The 14,392-nt window shown below is 73.4% G+C and carries 15 protein-coding genes; 4 read left to right on the plus strand and 11 right to left on the minus strand.

Annotated features, from left to right (window positions below):
• Window positions 1-35 precede the first annotated feature (35 nt).
• From ACIHAD_RS08940 to ACIHAD_RS08950, 3 genes are all read right to left on the minus strand, one after another.
• On the minus strand, window positions 36-1,454 hold the full coding sequence (locus tag ACIHAD_RS08940; RefSeq protein ID WP_397353773.1) for an NAD(P)/FAD-dependent oxidoreductase: 1,419 nt from the start codon (window positions 1,452-1,454) through the stop codon (window positions 36-38).
• Window positions 1,451-2,092: a helix-turn-helix domain-containing protein gene (locus tag ACIHAD_RS08945; RefSeq protein WP_397353774.1), complete on the minus strand. Its 642-nt coding sequence runs from the start codon at window positions 2,090-2,092 to the stop codon at window positions 1,451-1,453. Before ACIHAD_RS08945 ends, ACIHAD_RS08940 begins: the two co-directional genes overlap by 4 nt.
• Window positions 2,093-2,194: 102 nt before the next feature.
• Window positions 2,195-3,082: an SDR family oxidoreductase gene (locus ACIHAD_RS08950; protein ID WP_397353775.1), complete on the minus strand. Its 888-nt coding sequence runs from the start codon at window positions 3,080-3,082 to the stop codon at window positions 2,195-2,197.
• 87 nt (window positions 3,083-3,169) lie between these two features.
• Here ACIHAD_RS08950 and ACIHAD_RS08955 point away from each other — a divergent pair, with 87 nt between their 5' ends.
• Window positions 3,170-4,936: a thiamine pyrophosphate-dependent enzyme gene (locus ACIHAD_RS08955; protein ID WP_397353776.1), complete on the plus strand. Its 1,767-nt coding sequence runs from the start codon at window positions 3,170-3,172 to the stop codon at window positions 4,934-4,936.
• A gap of 98 nt (window positions 4,937-5,034) precedes the next feature.
• Here the strand turns inward: ACIHAD_RS08955 and ACIHAD_RS08960 are convergent, their stop codons facing one another.
• Window positions 5,035-5,787, minus strand: coding sequence for an IclR family transcriptional regulator (locus ACIHAD_RS08960; protein WP_397353777.1), 753 nt, complete (start codon window positions 5,785-5,787; stop codon window positions 5,035-5,037).
• Between the two features lie 79 nt (window positions 5,788-5,866).
• On the opposite strand from ACIHAD_RS08960, the gene pobA reads away from it, so the two are divergent.
• The gene (pobA, locus tag ACIHAD_RS08965) at window positions 5,867-7,027 is read left to right on the plus strand and encodes a 4-hydroxybenzoate 3-monooxygenase (protein ID WP_397353778.1); all 1,161 of its coding nucleotides are present in this window, start codon (window positions 5,867-5,869) and stop codon (window positions 7,025-7,027) included.
• A gap of 77 nt (window positions 7,028-7,104) precedes the next feature.
• Complete coding sequence (locus tag ACIHAD_RS08970) at window positions 7,105-7,410, plus strand: DUF6401 family natural product biosynthesis protein (RefSeq protein WP_397353779.1); 306 nt, start codon at window positions 7,105-7,107, stop codon at window positions 7,408-7,410.
• Between the two features lie 156 nt (window positions 7,411-7,566).
• Here the strand turns inward: ACIHAD_RS08970 and ACIHAD_RS08975 are convergent, their stop codons facing one another.
• From ACIHAD_RS08975 to ACIHAD_RS08985, 3 genes are all read right to left on the minus strand, one after another.
• Window positions 7,567-8,388 carry a hypothetical protein gene (locus ACIHAD_RS08975; protein WP_397353883.1) on the minus strand — a complete coding sequence of 274 codons (822 nt, stop codon included), beginning with the start codon at window positions 8,386-8,388 and terminating at the stop codon, window positions 7,567-7,569.
• 122 nt (window positions 8,389-8,510) lie between these two features.
• The gene (locus tag ACIHAD_RS08980; RefSeq protein WP_397353780.1) at window positions 8,511-9,077 is read right to left on the minus strand and encodes a hypothetical protein; all 567 of its coding nucleotides are present in this window, start codon (window positions 9,075-9,077) and stop codon (window positions 8,511-8,513) included.
• Window positions 9,077-10,450 (minus strand): NAD(P)/FAD-dependent oxidoreductase, encoded by a 1,374-nt coding sequence (locus tag ACIHAD_RS08985; RefSeq protein WP_397353781.1) that lies wholly within the window; start codon window positions 10,448-10,450, stop codon window positions 9,077-9,079. The genes ACIHAD_RS08980 and ACIHAD_RS08985 overlap by 1 nt, the downstream gene beginning before the upstream one ends.
• A 164-nt stretch (window positions 10,451-10,614) precedes the next feature.
• Here ACIHAD_RS08985 and ACIHAD_RS08990 point away from each other — a divergent pair, with 164 nt between their 5' ends.
• The gene (locus tag ACIHAD_RS08990) at window positions 10,615-10,776 is read left to right on the plus strand and encodes a hypothetical protein (RefSeq protein ID WP_352329725.1); all 162 of its coding nucleotides are present in this window, start codon (window positions 10,615-10,617) and stop codon (window positions 10,774-10,776) included.
• Here the strand turns inward: ACIHAD_RS08990 and ACIHAD_RS08995 are convergent.
• The 4 genes from ACIHAD_RS08995 to ACIHAD_RS09010 are packed head-to-tail and all read right to left on the minus strand — an operon-like array spanning window position 10,759 to window position 14,357.
• A complete protein-coding gene (locus ACIHAD_RS08995; protein ID WP_397353782.1) occupies window positions 10,759-11,394 on the minus strand; it encodes a VOC family protein in 636 nt (211 codons plus the stop codon). The two genes, ACIHAD_RS08990 and ACIHAD_RS08995, sit on opposite strands and share 18 nt — an antisense overlap.
• Window positions 11,372-12,193: an alpha/beta fold hydrolase gene (locus ACIHAD_RS09000; RefSeq protein ID WP_397353783.1), complete on the minus strand. Its 822-nt coding sequence runs from the start codon at window positions 12,191-12,193 to the stop codon at window positions 11,372-11,374. Before ACIHAD_RS09000 ends, ACIHAD_RS08995 begins: the two co-directional genes overlap by 23 nt.
• Window positions 12,190-13,113, minus strand: a complete 924-nt coding sequence (locus ACIHAD_RS09005) for a Rieske 2Fe-2S domain-containing protein (protein WP_397353784.1) — start codon at window positions 13,111-13,113, stop codon at window positions 12,190-12,192. The genes ACIHAD_RS09000 and ACIHAD_RS09005 overlap by 4 nt, the downstream gene beginning before the upstream one ends.
• Window positions 13,110-14,357 carry a flavin monoamine oxidase family protein gene (locus ACIHAD_RS09010; RefSeq protein WP_397353785.1) on the minus strand — a complete coding sequence of 416 codons (1,248 nt, stop codon included), beginning with the start codon at window positions 14,355-14,357 and terminating at the stop codon, window positions 13,110-13,112. The genes ACIHAD_RS09005 and ACIHAD_RS09010 overlap by 4 nt, the downstream gene beginning before the upstream one ends.
• Window positions 14,358-14,392 lie beyond the last annotated feature (35 nt).

Here is a 14,392-nt window from a genome sequence, read left to right on the forward strand (position 1 = left end):
GGCCGGTCCCGGGCGAGCGTGCCGATGGGGGCGGGTCAGCGGCCCGAGACGAGGTTGCCGAGGCGGGCGTACAGCGACGTGCCGGTGCCGCGGTCGTTCTCGTGGCGGTCGGCGGCCCGGAACAGCGTGTAGATGAGCTGCACGCCCGCCCACCGCAGCGGCTCCGGCTCCCACTGCCGCACCTGCCGCCCCACCCACGGCAGCGCCGTCAGCTCGGTGTCGTGCCGCAGCACCAGGTCGCGCAGCGTGCGCCCGGCCAGGTTCGTGGTGGTGACGCCGCTGCCGACGTACCCGCCGGCCCAGCCCAGCCCGCTCGCGTGGTCGAGGTGCACGGTCGAGCACCAGTCGCGCGGCACGCCGAGCACCCCGCACCACGAGTGCTGCACCCGCGCGTCGGCCGCCGCCGGGAAGAGCTTCACCAGCATCCGCCACAGCAGCGCCACCGTCCGCGCCTGGGTGGCCCCCCGCCGGTCGGTACGCGACCCGAACCGGTACGGCACCCCCCGCCCGCCGATCGCGATCCTGTCGTCGGCCGTGCGCTGGGCGTAGACGTAGGCGTGGGCCTGGTCGCCGAGCAGCTCGTGCCCGGCCCAGCCGATGTGCTTCCACACCTCGGCGGGCAGCGGCTCGGTGACGATCATGGAGCTGTTCATCGGCAGCCACTGCCGGTGCTGCCCGGCCAGGGAGGCGGTGAAGCCCTCCGTGGCGCGGATGACGTAGTCGGCCGAGACGACGCCGAGCGGCGTGTGCGCGGTCGCCTTGCCGCCGCCCTCGCGCGGCCGGATCTCGGTCACCGTCGTGCCCTCGAAGACGTCCACGCCCAGCGCCGCGACGGCCGAGGCCAGCCCGACGGCGAGCTTGGCCGGCTGCACGCGGGCGCAGTGCGGCGAGTACGCGGCCTCCAGCGTGCCCGCCACCTGGAGGCGTTCGCGCTGCTCGTCGCGGTCCATCAGCCGCATGTCGTCCTCGCCGTACCCCCAGGAGCGCAGGTCGGCGACCTCCTCGCGGAGCCGGCGCCGCTGGGCCGGGTTGGTGGCCACGTGCACGAGACCGCCCTTGTGCACGTCGGCGTCGATGCCCTCGGCGCGGGTGACGTCGATGACCTCGTCCACCGCGCGGAACATGGCGTGCTGGAGGTCGATCATGGCCTGCCGGCCGCGGGCCTTGGCGTGCCGCTCGCGCGAGCCGGCGAACTCGGCCGACAGCCAGCCGCCGTTGCGCCCGGAGGCCCCGAACCCGGCGAACTCCTTCTCCAGGATCGCGACCCGCAGGTCGGGCTGGGCCTTCTTCAGGTAGTACGCCGTCCACAGGCCGGTGTAGCCGCCGCCGACGATCGCCACGTCGTACTCGCGGGAGCCGGGCAGCGACGGCCGCCTGGCGGGCAGGCCGATCTGCCGGTACCAGAACGAGACGCCCCCGTTGGCGAAGTCGTCGGTGAGCGGGATGCCTGTCATGACTGTTCTGCCTCCACGGCTGCTGCTTGCCCGTCCGCTGTTTCCCCGTCCGCTGTGTCCCCATCCGCTCTGTCCCCGGCGGACGGGGTGGGCGGGCTGATCACCCAGAGCACCTCGGCGGTCTCGTCGCCGTCGTTGACCACCCGGTGCGGGACCGACGTGCGGTACTCCACGCTGTCGCCGGGCCCCATCGGGTGCGCGACGGCGGACCCGGCGGGGCCCAGCCAGAGCGTGAGGCTGCCGCGCAGCACGAGGAAGATCTCCTGCGAGTCGCCGTGCGTGTACGGCTCGTCGCCGGTGGAGGAGCCCGGGTCGAACTCCCCGGCGTACATCTCCAGGGTGCGCAGCGGGCGCTGGGAGATCAGGAACTTGCGGGTGCCCGGCCCGGTGGCCAGCTCGGGACGCCCGGCGCGGCGCACCACGCGGTGGGCGGGCTCGTCGTCCTCGTTGAACAGGTCGGCCACCGTGATGCCGAGCGCCGAGGCGATCCTGCGCAGCATGCCGATGCTCGCGCTGGTCTGGCCGCGTTCGAGCTGGCTGATGAAGCTCGGGCTCGCCTTGGCCTCGCCGGCCAGCGCGCGCACGGTCATGCCGCGCATGCCGCGGTAGACCCGGATGCGGGTGCCCAGGTCCGTCATCGAACCCCTCGATCGGTCAGGCTGAACAAGTTGTTCAGTGACCGTACCGACGCCGGAGAAAGCCCAGCAAGAGGGGGGTGCCTAACGAATCGGTAACCGGCCTCAGCCGCGAGTCGGCCGCTGGTAACCCTCGTCGCCGCCGTAGACGTGCCGGGACGGGTCGCGCTCGGGCTGGGTGGCGGGGCTGGTCGGCGAGGCGGTGTGCTCCTCGGCGAAGTCGTCCGAGGGCACGGGCGGCGGCGGGAACAGGTAGTCGTGCCAGGTGATCCGGCCCTTGGGATCGGCCTCGGTGGTGAACGCGCCCGCGCGCTGAGCGGCGGCCAGCTTGCCAGGGAAGCGCACCGGCAGGCACAGGCGGCGCAGGTGGCGGGCGTCGAGCCAGATCCTGGTCAGCTCCTCGCCACCGAGCACCTGCGGGCCGCCGTACTCCAGGACGTCGCAGGCCGGGCCGCCGGCCAGCAGCGCGGCCAGGCGGCCCGCGACGTCGTTCACGTGCACCGGCTGCCAGAGCAGCGTGCGGTCCACGGGCAGCACGGGCAGCGCGGCCAGGTCGCGCAGCAGCCGGTCGACCGACTGGTGGAACGGGGTGGCGCGGACGACCGTCCAGGCCATGCCGCTCTCCCTGACCAGCCGCTCGGCCGCCAGCTTGTGCCGGTGGCCGGGCGCGCGGTCCGCGCCGGCGACCGAGGGCAGCAGCAGGTGCGCGGCCCCGGCCGCGCGGGCCGCCGCGGTCAGCGTGCGGGTGCCGGCCAGGTCCACCTGGGCGCGTGCCTGCCGGCCGCCGGTGGCCAGATGTGCGACGGCCTCGATCTGCCGTACGGCCTCCGCGACGCCCTTGCCCGAGGCCAGATCGCCCCACACCCACTCCACGCCCCCGCGGCTCTCGTGCCGGGTACGGCTGAGCGCCCGTACCCGATGTCCCGCCTTGAGCAGGACGGGCACCAGGGCGCTGCCGAGGGTGCCGGTGGCTCCTGTGACCAGAATGCGCATGACGGGTCCATACCCGCGAATCCCCAGAGATGACAATGATTTTCGTGACGAGGTCTGTGGACGGCGGTGTGGGGTAGAGCCGCCAATATGGCTCGTATCGCATCCGAATCCCTGATCGAACGGCTCGCCGAGTGGGGCGTGGACACCGTCTTCGGCCTGCCGGGCGACGGCATCAACGGCATCATGGAGGGGCTCCGCCGTCATCGTGACCGGGTGCGGTTCGTGCTGGTGCACCACGAGGAGGCCGCCGCTTTCATGGCCACCGGCTATGCCAAGGCCACGGGACGGATCGGCGTGTGCCTGGCCACCTCCGGCCCCGGCGGCATCCACCTGCTCAACGGCCTCTACGACGCCAAGCTCGACCACGTCCCCGTGCTGGCCATCACCGGCATGCAGGAGACGGCCGTGCTCGGCACCGGCTACCAGCAGGAGGTCCACCTCGACAAGCTGTTCGCCGACGTGGCCGAGTACAACATGATGATCACCAACCCGGCCCAGCTCCCCTCGCTGGTGGACCTGGCCGTCCGGACGGCCTACGCGCGGCGCGGCGTCGCCCATCTCACGCTGCCCAACGACATCCAGGTGGCCGACGCGGGGGAGGACCCGTACCGGACGGTCGCGCCGGTGCGGGCGCCGGAGACCGCGGCGATCTACCTGCGGCCGCCGGGGCTGCCCCGCCAGGAGGACCTGGCGCGGGCCGCCGAGGTGCTCAACGCCGCCGAACGGCCCGCCATCCTGGCCGGGCAGGGCGCGCTGCACGCCCGGCAGGAGGTGCTGGCCGTGGCCGAGGCGCTGGGGGCGCCGGTGGTCAAGACGCTGCCCGGCAAGGCGGTCGTCCCGGACGACTCGCCGTACACGACGGGCGGGATCGGGCTGCTCGGCACGAAGCCGAGCGAGGAGCTGATGGACGAGGCCGACGTGCTGTTCATGATCGGCACGAACTTCCCGTACTCGAAGTTCCTCCCCGAGCCGGGCAAGGCGCGGGTGGTGCAGTTCGAGGCCGAGCCGACCAGGGCGGGGGCGCGGGTGCCGACCGACGTGCCCGTGGTGTGCGACGCCAAGGAGGGCCTGCGGGAACTGCTGCCGCTGCTCACCCCCAGGAACGGCGACGGCCACCTGGCGAAGTACCAGAAGCTCATGGCCAAATGGCGCTCCGACATGGACGCCCTGGAGAACCCCGACAGGGACCCCATCGCCCCCCAGTACGCCATGTCCGTCCTGGACGACCTGGCCGCCGACGACGCCATCCTCACCTGCGACAGCGGCACGATCGCCACCTGGGCCGCCCGCCACTGGACGATCCGCGGCGGGCGCGAGTTCTACCTGTCGGGCACGCTGGCCACGATGGCCCCGGGGCTGCCGTACGCCATCGCCATGCAGCACGCCTTCCCCGGCCGGCAGGTCATCGCCTACGTCGGCGACGGCGGGTTCGCGATGCTGATGGCCGAGTTCCTGACCGCCGCCCAGCACCGGCTGCCGGTCAAGGTCGTCATCAACAACAACAACTCCCTCGGCCAGATCCTGTGGGAGCAGATGGTCCTCGGCTACCCCGAGCACGGCGTGCGCTTCGCCCAGCCGGAGGCCGACTACTCGGCCTGGGCCAGGGCGTGCGGCGGGTTCGGCGCCAAGGTCACCAAGGCCGGGGACGTGGTCGCGGCGATCAGGCAGGCGCTCGCCCACGACGGCCCGGCCCTGGTGGACGTGGACGTCAACCCGAACGAGCCGCCCATGCCCGGCAAGGTCTCCTACGACCAGGCCAAGAGCTTCGCCCAGGCGTTCCTGAAGGGGCAGCCGCACAAGGCGGCCATCGCGACCACCCTGTTCAAGGACCGCATCCAGAAGTTCACCGACTGACCACCCGCCACCGGGCCCCTTCCCGCCTCCGGGCCCCTTCCCGCCTCCGGGCCCCTTCCCGCCTCCGGGCCCGGCCCGGCCTCCGGCGGTCCGGCCGGTCAGGGCGTCTGGCAGGCGCGGGCGATCCGGGTGGCGGTCTCCAGGAGCGGGTCCACCAGCCGGGGCAGCTCGCGGGAGCGCCGCGAGGCGAGCACGATCCCCACGGCGGCCACCGCCCGCCCGTCCACCACGACCGGCGCCGCCGCCGAGCACGAGCCGAGCGTCATCTCCTCGTGCGTGAGCGCGTAGCCCTGCACCCGCACCGCCGCCAGCTCCCTGGCCAGCCGGCCGGGCTCGGTGACGGTGTGCGGCGTGGGCCGTTCGAGCGCGCGGGCCAGGTACGCCTGCACGAACCACTCCGGCTCGAAGGCCAGCAGCGCCTTGCCGACGCCCGTCGGGTGCATCGGCAGCCGCCCGCCGGTGCGCGAGACGATGGGCACGGCCCGCCTGCCGTACACCTTGTCCACGTACAGGACCTCCAGGCCGTCGCGGACGGCGAGGTGCACGTTCTCGCCGGTGGTGGCGAACAGCTCCTGGAGCCACGGGTGCGCGCGCCCCTGGAGGCTGCCTGGGGCGAGCTGGCCGAGCTCCCACAGCCGCAGCCCCACCCGCAGCCGCCCGTCGGGAGAACGGCTGAGCGCCTGCCACCGCTCCAGCTCGGCCACCAGCCGATGGGCCGTGCTCAGCGGCACCCCGCTCCGCCTGGCCAGGTCGGTCAGCGTGAGCTGCGGATGGGCCGCGTCGAACGCCCCCAGGATCGCCAGCACCTTGGACGTCACCGTCCGCCCCGGCTGCCGGGCTCCTCCGGACATGACCACACCCCTGCACAGTTCTTCCGCTCAGTGGAAGAGGCTACTCGGCCCCCGGAGCCGCAGGCAGCAGACTTCCCTCATGCGAACTCAGGTCGGGATCATCGGCGCGGGCCCCGCGGGCCTGCTGCTGTCTCATCTGCTCCACCTGCGCGGCATCTCCTCGGTGGTGCTGGAGAAGCGCAGCCGCGCCTACGTCGAGCGGCGGGTGCGCGCGGGCGTCCTGGAGCAGGGCACCGTGGACACGCTTGTCGAGGCGGGCGTGGGGGAGCGCATGCTCCGCGAGGGCCTGCCCCACCACGGCATCGAGCTGCGGTACGGCGGCGCGGGCCACCGCATCGCCTTCGACGAGCTCGTCCCCGGCCGCGCCATCACCGTCTACGGCCAGCAGGAGGTCGTCAAGGACCTGATCGCGGCCCGGCTGGCGGCGGGCGGCGACCTGCGGTTCGAGGTCGAGGACGTCGCGGTGCACTCGCCGGAGTCCGAGCCGTACCTCACCTTCGGCGGCGAGCGGCTCGACTGCGACGTGATCGCCGGATGCGACGGGTTCCACGGCGTCTCCCGGCCGAGCGTCCCGGACGGGGTCCTGAAGGTGTTCGAGCGGGAGTACCCCTTCGCGTGGCTCGGCGTCCTGGCCGAGGTGGCGCCCTCGTCGGAGGAGCTGATCTACGCCAGGACCGAGCGCGGCTTCGCCCTGCACAGCATGCGCTCGCCCACCGTCAGCCGCTTCTACCTCCAGGTCCCGGCCGACGCCGACGTGGCGCAGTGGCCGGACGAGCGCGTCTGGGCCGAGCTGAAGGCTCGGCTGGAGACCGTCCCGGGCTTCGAGCTGACCACGGGCGAGATCATCGAGAAGGGCGTCACGCCGATGCGCTCCTTCGTCGCCGAGCCCATGCAGTACGGGCGGCTCTACCTGGCCGGGGACGCCGCGCACATCGTGCCGCCGACCGGCGCCAAGGGGCTGAACCTGGCCGTGGCCGACGTCCGGGTGCTGACCGAGGCGCTGGCGGCCTTCTTCGAGCACGGCTCGTCGGAGCTGCTCGACGGCTACTCGCGGGCGTGCCTGAAGCGGGTGTGGCGGGCGCAGCACTTCTCGTGGTGGATGACGACGCTGCTGCACACCTTCGACGAGGACGACGCGTACGGGCGGCGGCTCCAGACCTCCTACCTGGACTACGTCACGTCCTCGGAGGCGGCGGCGACCACGCTGGCGGAGAACTACGTCGGCCTGCCCTTCGACTGACTCCCTGCGAGCGCCTCGCCCCCCGCGCGACCGACCCGGGGGCGGCCTGACCTCGGGTGATGCCTTAAGGTTGGCGCGTGGTTTTCGAGGAGGGCTGGGCGCATTCGCCCCTGCGGTGGTTGATGGACACGCTGGGCCACGCCCAGCTCGCCAGGATGGAGGCCGAGCCGGCGCTGGTCGCGGCCGTGGATCAGCACGCGGCGCTGCTGCGTGACGCGATCCCGCTCGACCGCGAGACCCTCGGCGACTACCTGCTGGGCTTCCTCGACGAGCTGCGCCACCGAGGCTGGATCTTCAGCGGCGACCACGACGCGCCCGCGCTGCGGCTGACGGCGGTCTGCTGGCTCGCCCGCGAACAGGGCTTCCTCACCGAACCCGCCTGAGCCCGCGGCCTGGCGCCCCACGCCCGAAGGCGGATGCCGGGTCGGGGCCGGTCCGCGCTGAAGGCGGGCCGGGTCGGGGCCGGTCCGCGGGTTCGCGGGTGCGGGCCGGCCGTGGTGGGTCCGCGTGACCGGGCGCTCGTCCCGGCCACACGGAGCTCAGCTTCCCGGCGGGATGTCCGCGCGGGTCGCCCCGCCGGGGGTCCCGCCCGTCGTACCGGGCGTGCCGGGTGCGCCGGGCGTGGTCTGCGCCGGCTCGGCGGGCCGGGCCATCGTGCGGGCGTCCTCACGCCCCCGCTGGTACGCCTCGGCGTGCGCCCTGGCCTGCGGCGCCTCGGCCTCGATCCGGCCGATCCAGCGCTCCCAGCGCTGCTGCATCGGACGGACGAGCCCGCCGCCCAGGCCGATGGCCACGATCGCGCCGATGGTGGCGAGCACGGTGATGAGCACCGGGGTCGTGACGGTCGTGGCGACGCCGATCTGGTTGAGCGCGGCGATGATGCCCAGCGCCCAGATGAAGACGGCCGCCGCGATGCCGAGCCAGCGCCCGTAGGACAGGCCGCCGAGCGCGCCGTCGATGAGATCCCTGACGGCCCGGGCGATCGCCCCCGCGATGACGATGATCACGATGGCGACCACGGCCTTGGGCAGCCAGCCCACCACCCCGGTGAGCAGCGCCGAGATCGGGTTGGGCCCGAAGACGCTGAAGGCGATCTGCAGGGTGATCAGCAGGATCGCGTAGTAGACGAGCTTGGCGAGCAGGCCGCTGGCGTCGTACCGGCTGCGTTCGAGCCACCGCTGTACGCCGCTGCGCTGCACCGCCCGTTCGAACCCGACGCGTTCGAGGATCTTGTCCACGAGCTTCTGCACGGCCTTCGCCACGATCCACCCGATGATCAGGATCACCAGGAACGCGACGAGCCTGGGCACGAACGTCGCCACCTGTCGCCAGGCGTCCGTCAGGCCTTGGCCAATATTGATGTCCACGGTTTCCTCCAGGACGAGGAGCCTATGGAGTCGCGCTACCCGCTTGAACTGGGACTATGCACTTAATGCAACCGAATTTTCGCAGACTGTTACATATGTATAAGTGTGCGCGGGCGTCAGTGGAGGCGGCGAAGGTCCATCTGGAAGTTCTGGTGCCAGGTCTGCCCGCCGTCCACGGTGGTCTCGCCGATCTCGTGCCAGGTCGTGGCGGTGAACGTCAGCGTGTAGCGGCTGGTGTAGGCGGGCGTCTGGAGGCTCCACTGGAAGGTGTCGTCGCCGACCACCGGCACGACCGTGGTGACGTAGCCGCGCGAGAACGCCTCCCAGCGGTACTGGCCGGTCGCCTCGTTGTAGTTGATCACGGCCAGGGCGCTGTCCACGATCGTGCGCGGGTCGGCCTTGTCGCGTCCCTGCCCCTCGACCGAGATCACCAGGTCGCCCGCCTGCCGGCGGACCCATTCGGTCTGCAGGAACTCCTGCCGCGTCCCGGAGGGCGTGACGGTCCAGCCCGGCCCCGCCCAGGTCCCGATCATGAACGAGAGCCGCCCCATGGCCTCCGCCTGCCCGGCGAGCGCCTGCCCGGCGAGTGCCGAGGAGGGCGTGCGGGCGGCCGTCGCCGGGCCGGGGGAGAGCAGGGCCGCGAGTAAGGCGAGCGGCAGGAGCAGGCGGACCAGTGACTTCATCAAGGCGTCCTCGTCAGTGAGCGGCTGATGCCGAGCCGGGGGTGAGCGGTCAGGTAGAGGCCGGTGGCGGCGTCGTACAGGTCGTTGGCGTCCATGCGCATGGGGGCCATGGTGTTGCCGGCGGGCGTGACGTTGCGCAGGGCGCGCAGCCCCGCGTCGTGGGCGGCGGCCACCAGCTCGCTCATCGGCGCGGTGCCGCCGGCGGTGGTGGCGTCGGTCAGGTCGGACAGCCCGGCCGTGATCGCGGCGAACGCGTGGTCGGACGTCCCGCCCCTGACCAGGTGCTGGGCCAGCCAGAAGTAGCTGGCCCGGCCGCGGTACTGCCGGTAGACCGAGGAGACCATGGTCAGCAGTCGCTGGTAGGCGTTGCGGTAGAGGGACTCGTAGAAGCCCTGGGCCTCCTGCTCGCTCACCTCGCCGCGTTCGGTGGCGGTGATCGAGGCCGCGGCCAGCAGGGCGCTGTACATGGCCAGGTGCACGCCGGTCGACAGCAGCGGGTCGAGGAAGCAGGCGGCGTCCCCGGCGATGTGGTAGCCGGGGCCGCAGAAGGAGCCGGCCACGTACGAGAAGTCCTGCTCGATCCGCACCGGGCCGGTGAACCGGCCGACCAGCCCCGCGACGGTCGGCGACTCGGCCACCACCGCGTGGAACATCTCCTCCGGCGACCCGTGGTGGGGACGCCGCTCCAGGAAGCGCGTCTGGTGGGTGACGAAGCCGACGCTGAACACCTCGCCGCGCAACGGGATCACCCAGTACCACCCTTCCGGCGAGGAGATGACGTTGATGCCGCCGCCCGGAGTGTCCGGAAGGAGCTCGCCGCCCTGGTAGTAGCCCCAGATCGCGACGTTCCTGAAGACGTCGTGCGGTTGCCGGTCACGGAAGTGCTGGGCCGACAGTACCCCGGCGCGTCCGGAGGCGTCGACCACGTGATCGAAGCGCTCCAGGCCGCGGTCCCACTCGGCGGCGCACGCGCGGCCGTCCTCGAACAGCACGCGCCTGACCCTGGCCTGCTGGATCACCTCGACGCCCTGGGAGGCCGCGTGGTCCAGCAGCACCTGGTCGAAGTCGTCCCGGTCCACCTGCCAGGAGCGCACGTCGGGGCCGAACGTGGCCGCCCAGTTCACCGTCCAGTCGCGCTCGGCGCCCCAGCGCAGCAGCAGGCCCTCCTTGACGGGGTAGCCGCGTTCCTCGACCTTGTCGTGCGCCCCGGCGTAGTCGATGATCGTCCGGCAGGACGGCGACACGGATTCGCCGATGTGGTAACGCGGGAAACGTTCGCGTTCGAGCAACCTGACGTCCATTCCGTTGCGGGCCAGCAGCGTCGCGGCGATCGATCCCGCCGGGCCGCCGCCGATCACTAATACCTTGGTCATCGCGAGCCCTTCCGATAATCGTTACGTATTACGCAGTCGCGGACCCGTTTCGCGGGGCCCAATACGTAGGCCGATACGTATATTCCGGCGTTATTCTGGACCGCCGGCCCGGCCTGGTCGATGATGCGTCTGAGTTCCGTTCGGTCTTTCTTCAAGGAGCGCGCATGGGATTGAACCTCCGGCTGGTCGTTCCCCTGGTCTACGCCGCCGCGGTGGTCGTGGCCTTCCTGATCGGCAAGACGGTCGGCTCGGTGGTCGTCATCGCCGGCGCCGTCCTCGTGGCCCTGTTCTTCGTCCTGTCCGGCCGGTCACGTCAGCGCGAATAGGGCGCCCCACGGGTCGCGCACGATCGTCGCCCGGGGAGGCCCGGGGGCGGTCGTGGCGCCCAGCCGGGCCGCCGTCGCGGCCGTCGCGGCGCGGTCCGCGGTCGCGAAGAACGTCATCCACTGCGGGCGCGCCCCCGTCCCCTCGCGGGCCGCGGGCGCGGCGCCGAGCAGGTCCCGGTAGAACGCGGTGCCGGCCGACCACAGCTCGTGCCCGCACCACGTCCCCGGCTCGCCGGCCAGCACGATCCCGGATGGCCGGTGTCCCTCCCAGAAGCCGACCGCCGCGCCCGCCGGGTCGGTCGCGAACAGCACGCGCCCGTCCTCGCCGGCCGCCATCGGGCCGAAGACGACGCCCCCGCCCAGCTCCTTCACCCGTACGGCCACCGTGTCCACGTCCGGGGCCGCCAGGTAGGTGTTCCAGGAGGCGGGCAGGCCCGGCGGCACCCGGCCGAAGCCGGCCACGACCTGGCCGTCCAGCTCGACGAAGGAGTAGCCGCCCTCCTCGCGGAAGGTCCAGCCGAACAACTCCCCGTAGAAGGCCCGCGCGCCGGCCGGGTCGAGCGCCCCGTAGTCCACCCAGCACGGCTCGCCCGGCTCATAGTGCTCGTGAATCGGCACGCCCGGCCTCCTCGTCCGCTTCCAGGGCCGACAGGCGCAGATGGGCCTCGATGAGCGGCGCCACGACCCGGGGCCGCTCGATCAGGCACAGGTGCCCCGCGCCGGGGACGGTGACCGTCCGGCACAGGGGGACCGACCCGCCCAGCAGCGCGGCGCCGGCCCGGAACGTCGGCATGTCCCGGTCGCCGACGACGACCAGCGTGCGCGCCCGGATGCCGCGCAGGTCGTCGACCGTGTGGACGTGCCTGCTCAGCCCGTGCATCGCGCCGTCGCGCAGCTCCCGCCACGAATGCCCGGCCACGATCGCGCGCAGCCTGGCGCGCAACTCGGGATGGTCCTCGGTGCCGCGGAAGATGTCCGGTGGCGAGGACATCCACAGGTCGGCGAGCTGCTCGCCCTGCGCGCCCATCCTGGCCAGCCCGGCCAGCGCCCGGTAGCGCTCGGCGGTGCCCGGCTCGGCCGGCGCGCCCGCGATGGTCGGGGAGCCGACGATCAGCCCGCGCACGTCGGTGGGATGGTCGATGGCCAGTTGCAGGGCGATCATCGAGCCGATCGACTCGGCCACCACCAGCGCGGCCGACTCGGCCCTGGCCAGCCCGGCCAGCTCGGCGGCCAGCGCGGGCAGCGACGTGCCCGGCCGCAACGGCCCGGAACGCCCGTGGCCCGGCAGGTCCACGCCGACGTGCCGCCAGCCGGGCAGCAGGTCCCACAGCGGCTGCCACACCGAGGCGTCCATCGTGTAACCGTGGATCCACAACACGGCCCGGCCCTCGCCGGTCGAGCGCACGTACAGGCTCATGAGGACGCTCCGGTGGAGGAGGGGACGGCGGCGAAACCCTGACAGAAGCGGCGGAAGGCGATGACCGGGGTGTCGCCGGCGTCCAGCCGCTGCGGGGCGTGCGTGTCCAGGTGGTCCCAGACCACGCGGTCCTGGTCGAAGGCGTAGCGGGCGCCGTGCACGAGCGCGGGCAGCGAGTCCGTCCGGTCCGGCCGCACGCCGATGGCCACCCGTCCGACGCAGCCCGTCCCGTCCGGCACCGCGCCGGTGACGATCGTGTACGGCGCCTCCCGCGTGCCCAGCTCGGTCACCACGAGGTGCGGGCTGTAGGCGCGGGCCACGAATCGGGAGGCGAAGTCGAGCCGCCGCTCCTTCTCCCACGGCGGCGCCTTGGTACGGAACTCGCCCTCGATCACCAGCTCGTCGTGCTCGCCCATCCTGACCCGCATGCCGCGCACCGACGGCACCAGGTGGACGGTGCTGAAGTGCTGGGCGTCGAAGGCGTTCTCGACGACGTACTCGGCCGGGACCGTCACCGGCTGGTTCACCGCCGCCACGATCACCAGGTCCTCGGCCGCCTGCTTGATCGCCTGCTCGAAGCCCCGGTCGTCGCCGGGGTCGCCGGACAGCCGGGCGAACAGCGCCGCCCCGGCGCGCAACGTCCGCAACTCGCCCACCGCCCAGCGGCGGCCGGACCCGCCCAGCGAGATCCGCTTGCCGTGGAAGGGGCAGATCACGCAGTCGCCGTCCAGCTTGCCGCCGTAGGCCAGGTGGGCGCCCCGGTGAGGGCAGGTGGCCTCGAACACCCGGATCCGCTCGCCGTCGCGTACGGCCATCAGGCGCGTACCGCCCAGCAGCAGCGGCGTGATCCCCGGGCCGATCTCGTCGTCGAGGGCGAGCAGGAACCACCCGCCGTGGAGCTCCCCGTTGCCAGCCGTCATCTCTCCAGCGCCCCAATCACCTCTGTGGCCGCGCGCTCCCCGCTGGCCATCGCCATGTGCGCCATGGGCGGGCCGGACAGGCCGACGGTGGCCTCCCCGGCGAAGAAGACCGTCCCGCCCAGCGGCTCGGCCCAGGCCGGGGACGCCCACAGCGTCCCGACGCCCGGGTAGGTGTACGCCCCGCCCGCCCACGGGTCGGCGCCCCAGTCGGAGACCACCACCCGCGCCGGGCTCAGCCCCCGCGTCCACGGCAGGGCCCCGGCCAGCAGCGCGGCCAGGCCACCCGGCTCGGCCCAGGCGCTCCTGGCCGCCGCGGCGGCGCGGGCCTTGGCCATCACCAGCACCTCGGGCCGCCCGGCCGTCGTGCTGACGAACCCCAGACGGCCCCCGGCGTCGAAGACCACGACGGACTCGGGGGCCGGCGCGGGATAGGCGAGCAGCCCGCACCAGGCGTCGCCGGGCCGCAGCTCGTACGCCGCCGCCTGCTTGCGCACGGGCAGGTCGTCGATCACGAGCCGCCCCTCGGCGACCACCGGCGGCGGCACGGTGACCACGGCGGCGGCGGCGCTCTCCACGTGCCCGGCGGCGGTCAGCACCCGCACGCGGCCCCGCGTCCAGGCCAGCCGGACGACCGCGTCGCCGAGCCGCACCCGCAGCCCCTCGGCCAGCCGCGCGGGCAGCCGGTCGAAGCCGCCGGGCAGCGCGAACTCGCCCCGTCCCGCCGGGTCGGCGCGCCGCAGCGCGGCCAGCGCGGGCGCGCTCAGCGACTCGGGCTCGGCCGCCCAGTTCTGCCTGAACCATTCCGCGGCCGGCTCCAGGGCCTCGGGGCAGTCCGCGGTCTCCTCCTTGAGCCACGCCGCGACCGGCACGTCCCACGGGCTCGCCCCCGCCAGGCGGCGCAGCGGCTCCCGGGCCGCGCCCGACGTCAGCCGGTCCTCCAGCAGCGGCGGCGTGGGCCGCAGCGCGGTCAGCGGGCGCGGCCCGCCGGGCAGCAGCACCTGTGCCGCGCGCCGCGGCACCGGCGCCGGCACCTCCAGGCCGGGCAGCGCCGCGATCGGGTTGCGGTCGCCGTGGATCACCTGCGCGCCCAGCTCCAGCAGGGACGGCCGGTGGGTGCGGATCCGGCCGCCCACCCGCTCCCTGGCCTCCAGCACCGCGACCGCCAGCCCCGCGCCGGACAGGCGCGCGGCCGCCGCCAGCCCGCTCACCCCGGCGCCGATCACGACGACGTCAAGCTCTGCCACCGGCACATCCTCTGTAGTAGTTTGTCCTCGGCCTG

The sequence above is a fragment of the Nonomuraea sp. NPDC052265 genome, assembly GCF_044547985.1.
Taxonomy (GTDB): domain Bacteria; phylum Actinomycetota; class Actinomycetes; order Streptosporangiales; family Streptosporangiaceae; genus Nonomuraea.

Excerpts from the sequence above, each read along its gene's own strand:
- ACIHAD_RS08940 (WP_397353773.1), bottom strand. The coding sequence starts at position 1,454 with ATGACAGGCATCCCGCTCACCGACGACTTCGCCAACGGGGGCGTCTCG.
- ACIHAD_RS08945 (WP_397353774.1), bottom strand. The coding sequence starts at position 2,092 with ATGACGGACCTGGGCACCCGCATCCGGGTCTACCGCGGCATGCGCGGC.
- ACIHAD_RS08950 (WP_397353775.1), bottom strand. The coding sequence starts at position 3,082 with ATGCGCATTCTGGTCACAGGAGCCACCGGCACCCTCGGCAGCGCCCTG.
- ACIHAD_RS08955 (WP_397353776.1), top strand. The coding sequence starts at position 3,170 with ATGGCTCGTATCGCATCCGAATCCCTGATCGAACGGCTCGCCGAGTGG.
- ACIHAD_RS08960 (WP_397353777.1), bottom strand. The coding sequence starts at position 5,787 with ATGTCCGGAGGAGCCCGGCAGCCGGGGCGGACGGTGACGTCCAAGGTG.
- pobA (WP_397353778.1), top strand. The coding sequence starts at position 5,867 with ATGCGAACTCAGGTCGGGATCATCGGCGCGGGCCCCGCGGGCCTGCTG.
- ACIHAD_RS08980 (WP_397353780.1), bottom strand. The coding sequence starts at position 9,077 with ATGAAGTCACTGGTCCGCCTGCTCCTGCCGCTCGCCTTACTCGCGGCC.
- ACIHAD_RS08985 (WP_397353781.1), bottom strand. The coding sequence starts at position 10,450 with ATGACCAAGGTATTAGTGATCGGCGGCGGCCCGGCGGGATCGATCGCC.
- ACIHAD_RS08990 (WP_352329725.1), top strand. The coding sequence starts at position 10,615 with ATGGGATTGAACCTCCGGCTGGTCGTTCCCCTGGTCTACGCCGCCGCG.
- ACIHAD_RS09000 (WP_397353783.1), bottom strand. The coding sequence starts at position 12,193 with ATGAGCCTGTACGTGCGCTCGACCGGCGAGGGCCGGGCCGTGTTGTGG.
- ACIHAD_RS09005 (WP_397353784.1), bottom strand. The coding sequence starts at position 13,113 with ATGACGGCTGGCAACGGGGAGCTCCACGGCGGGTGGTTCCTGCTCGCC.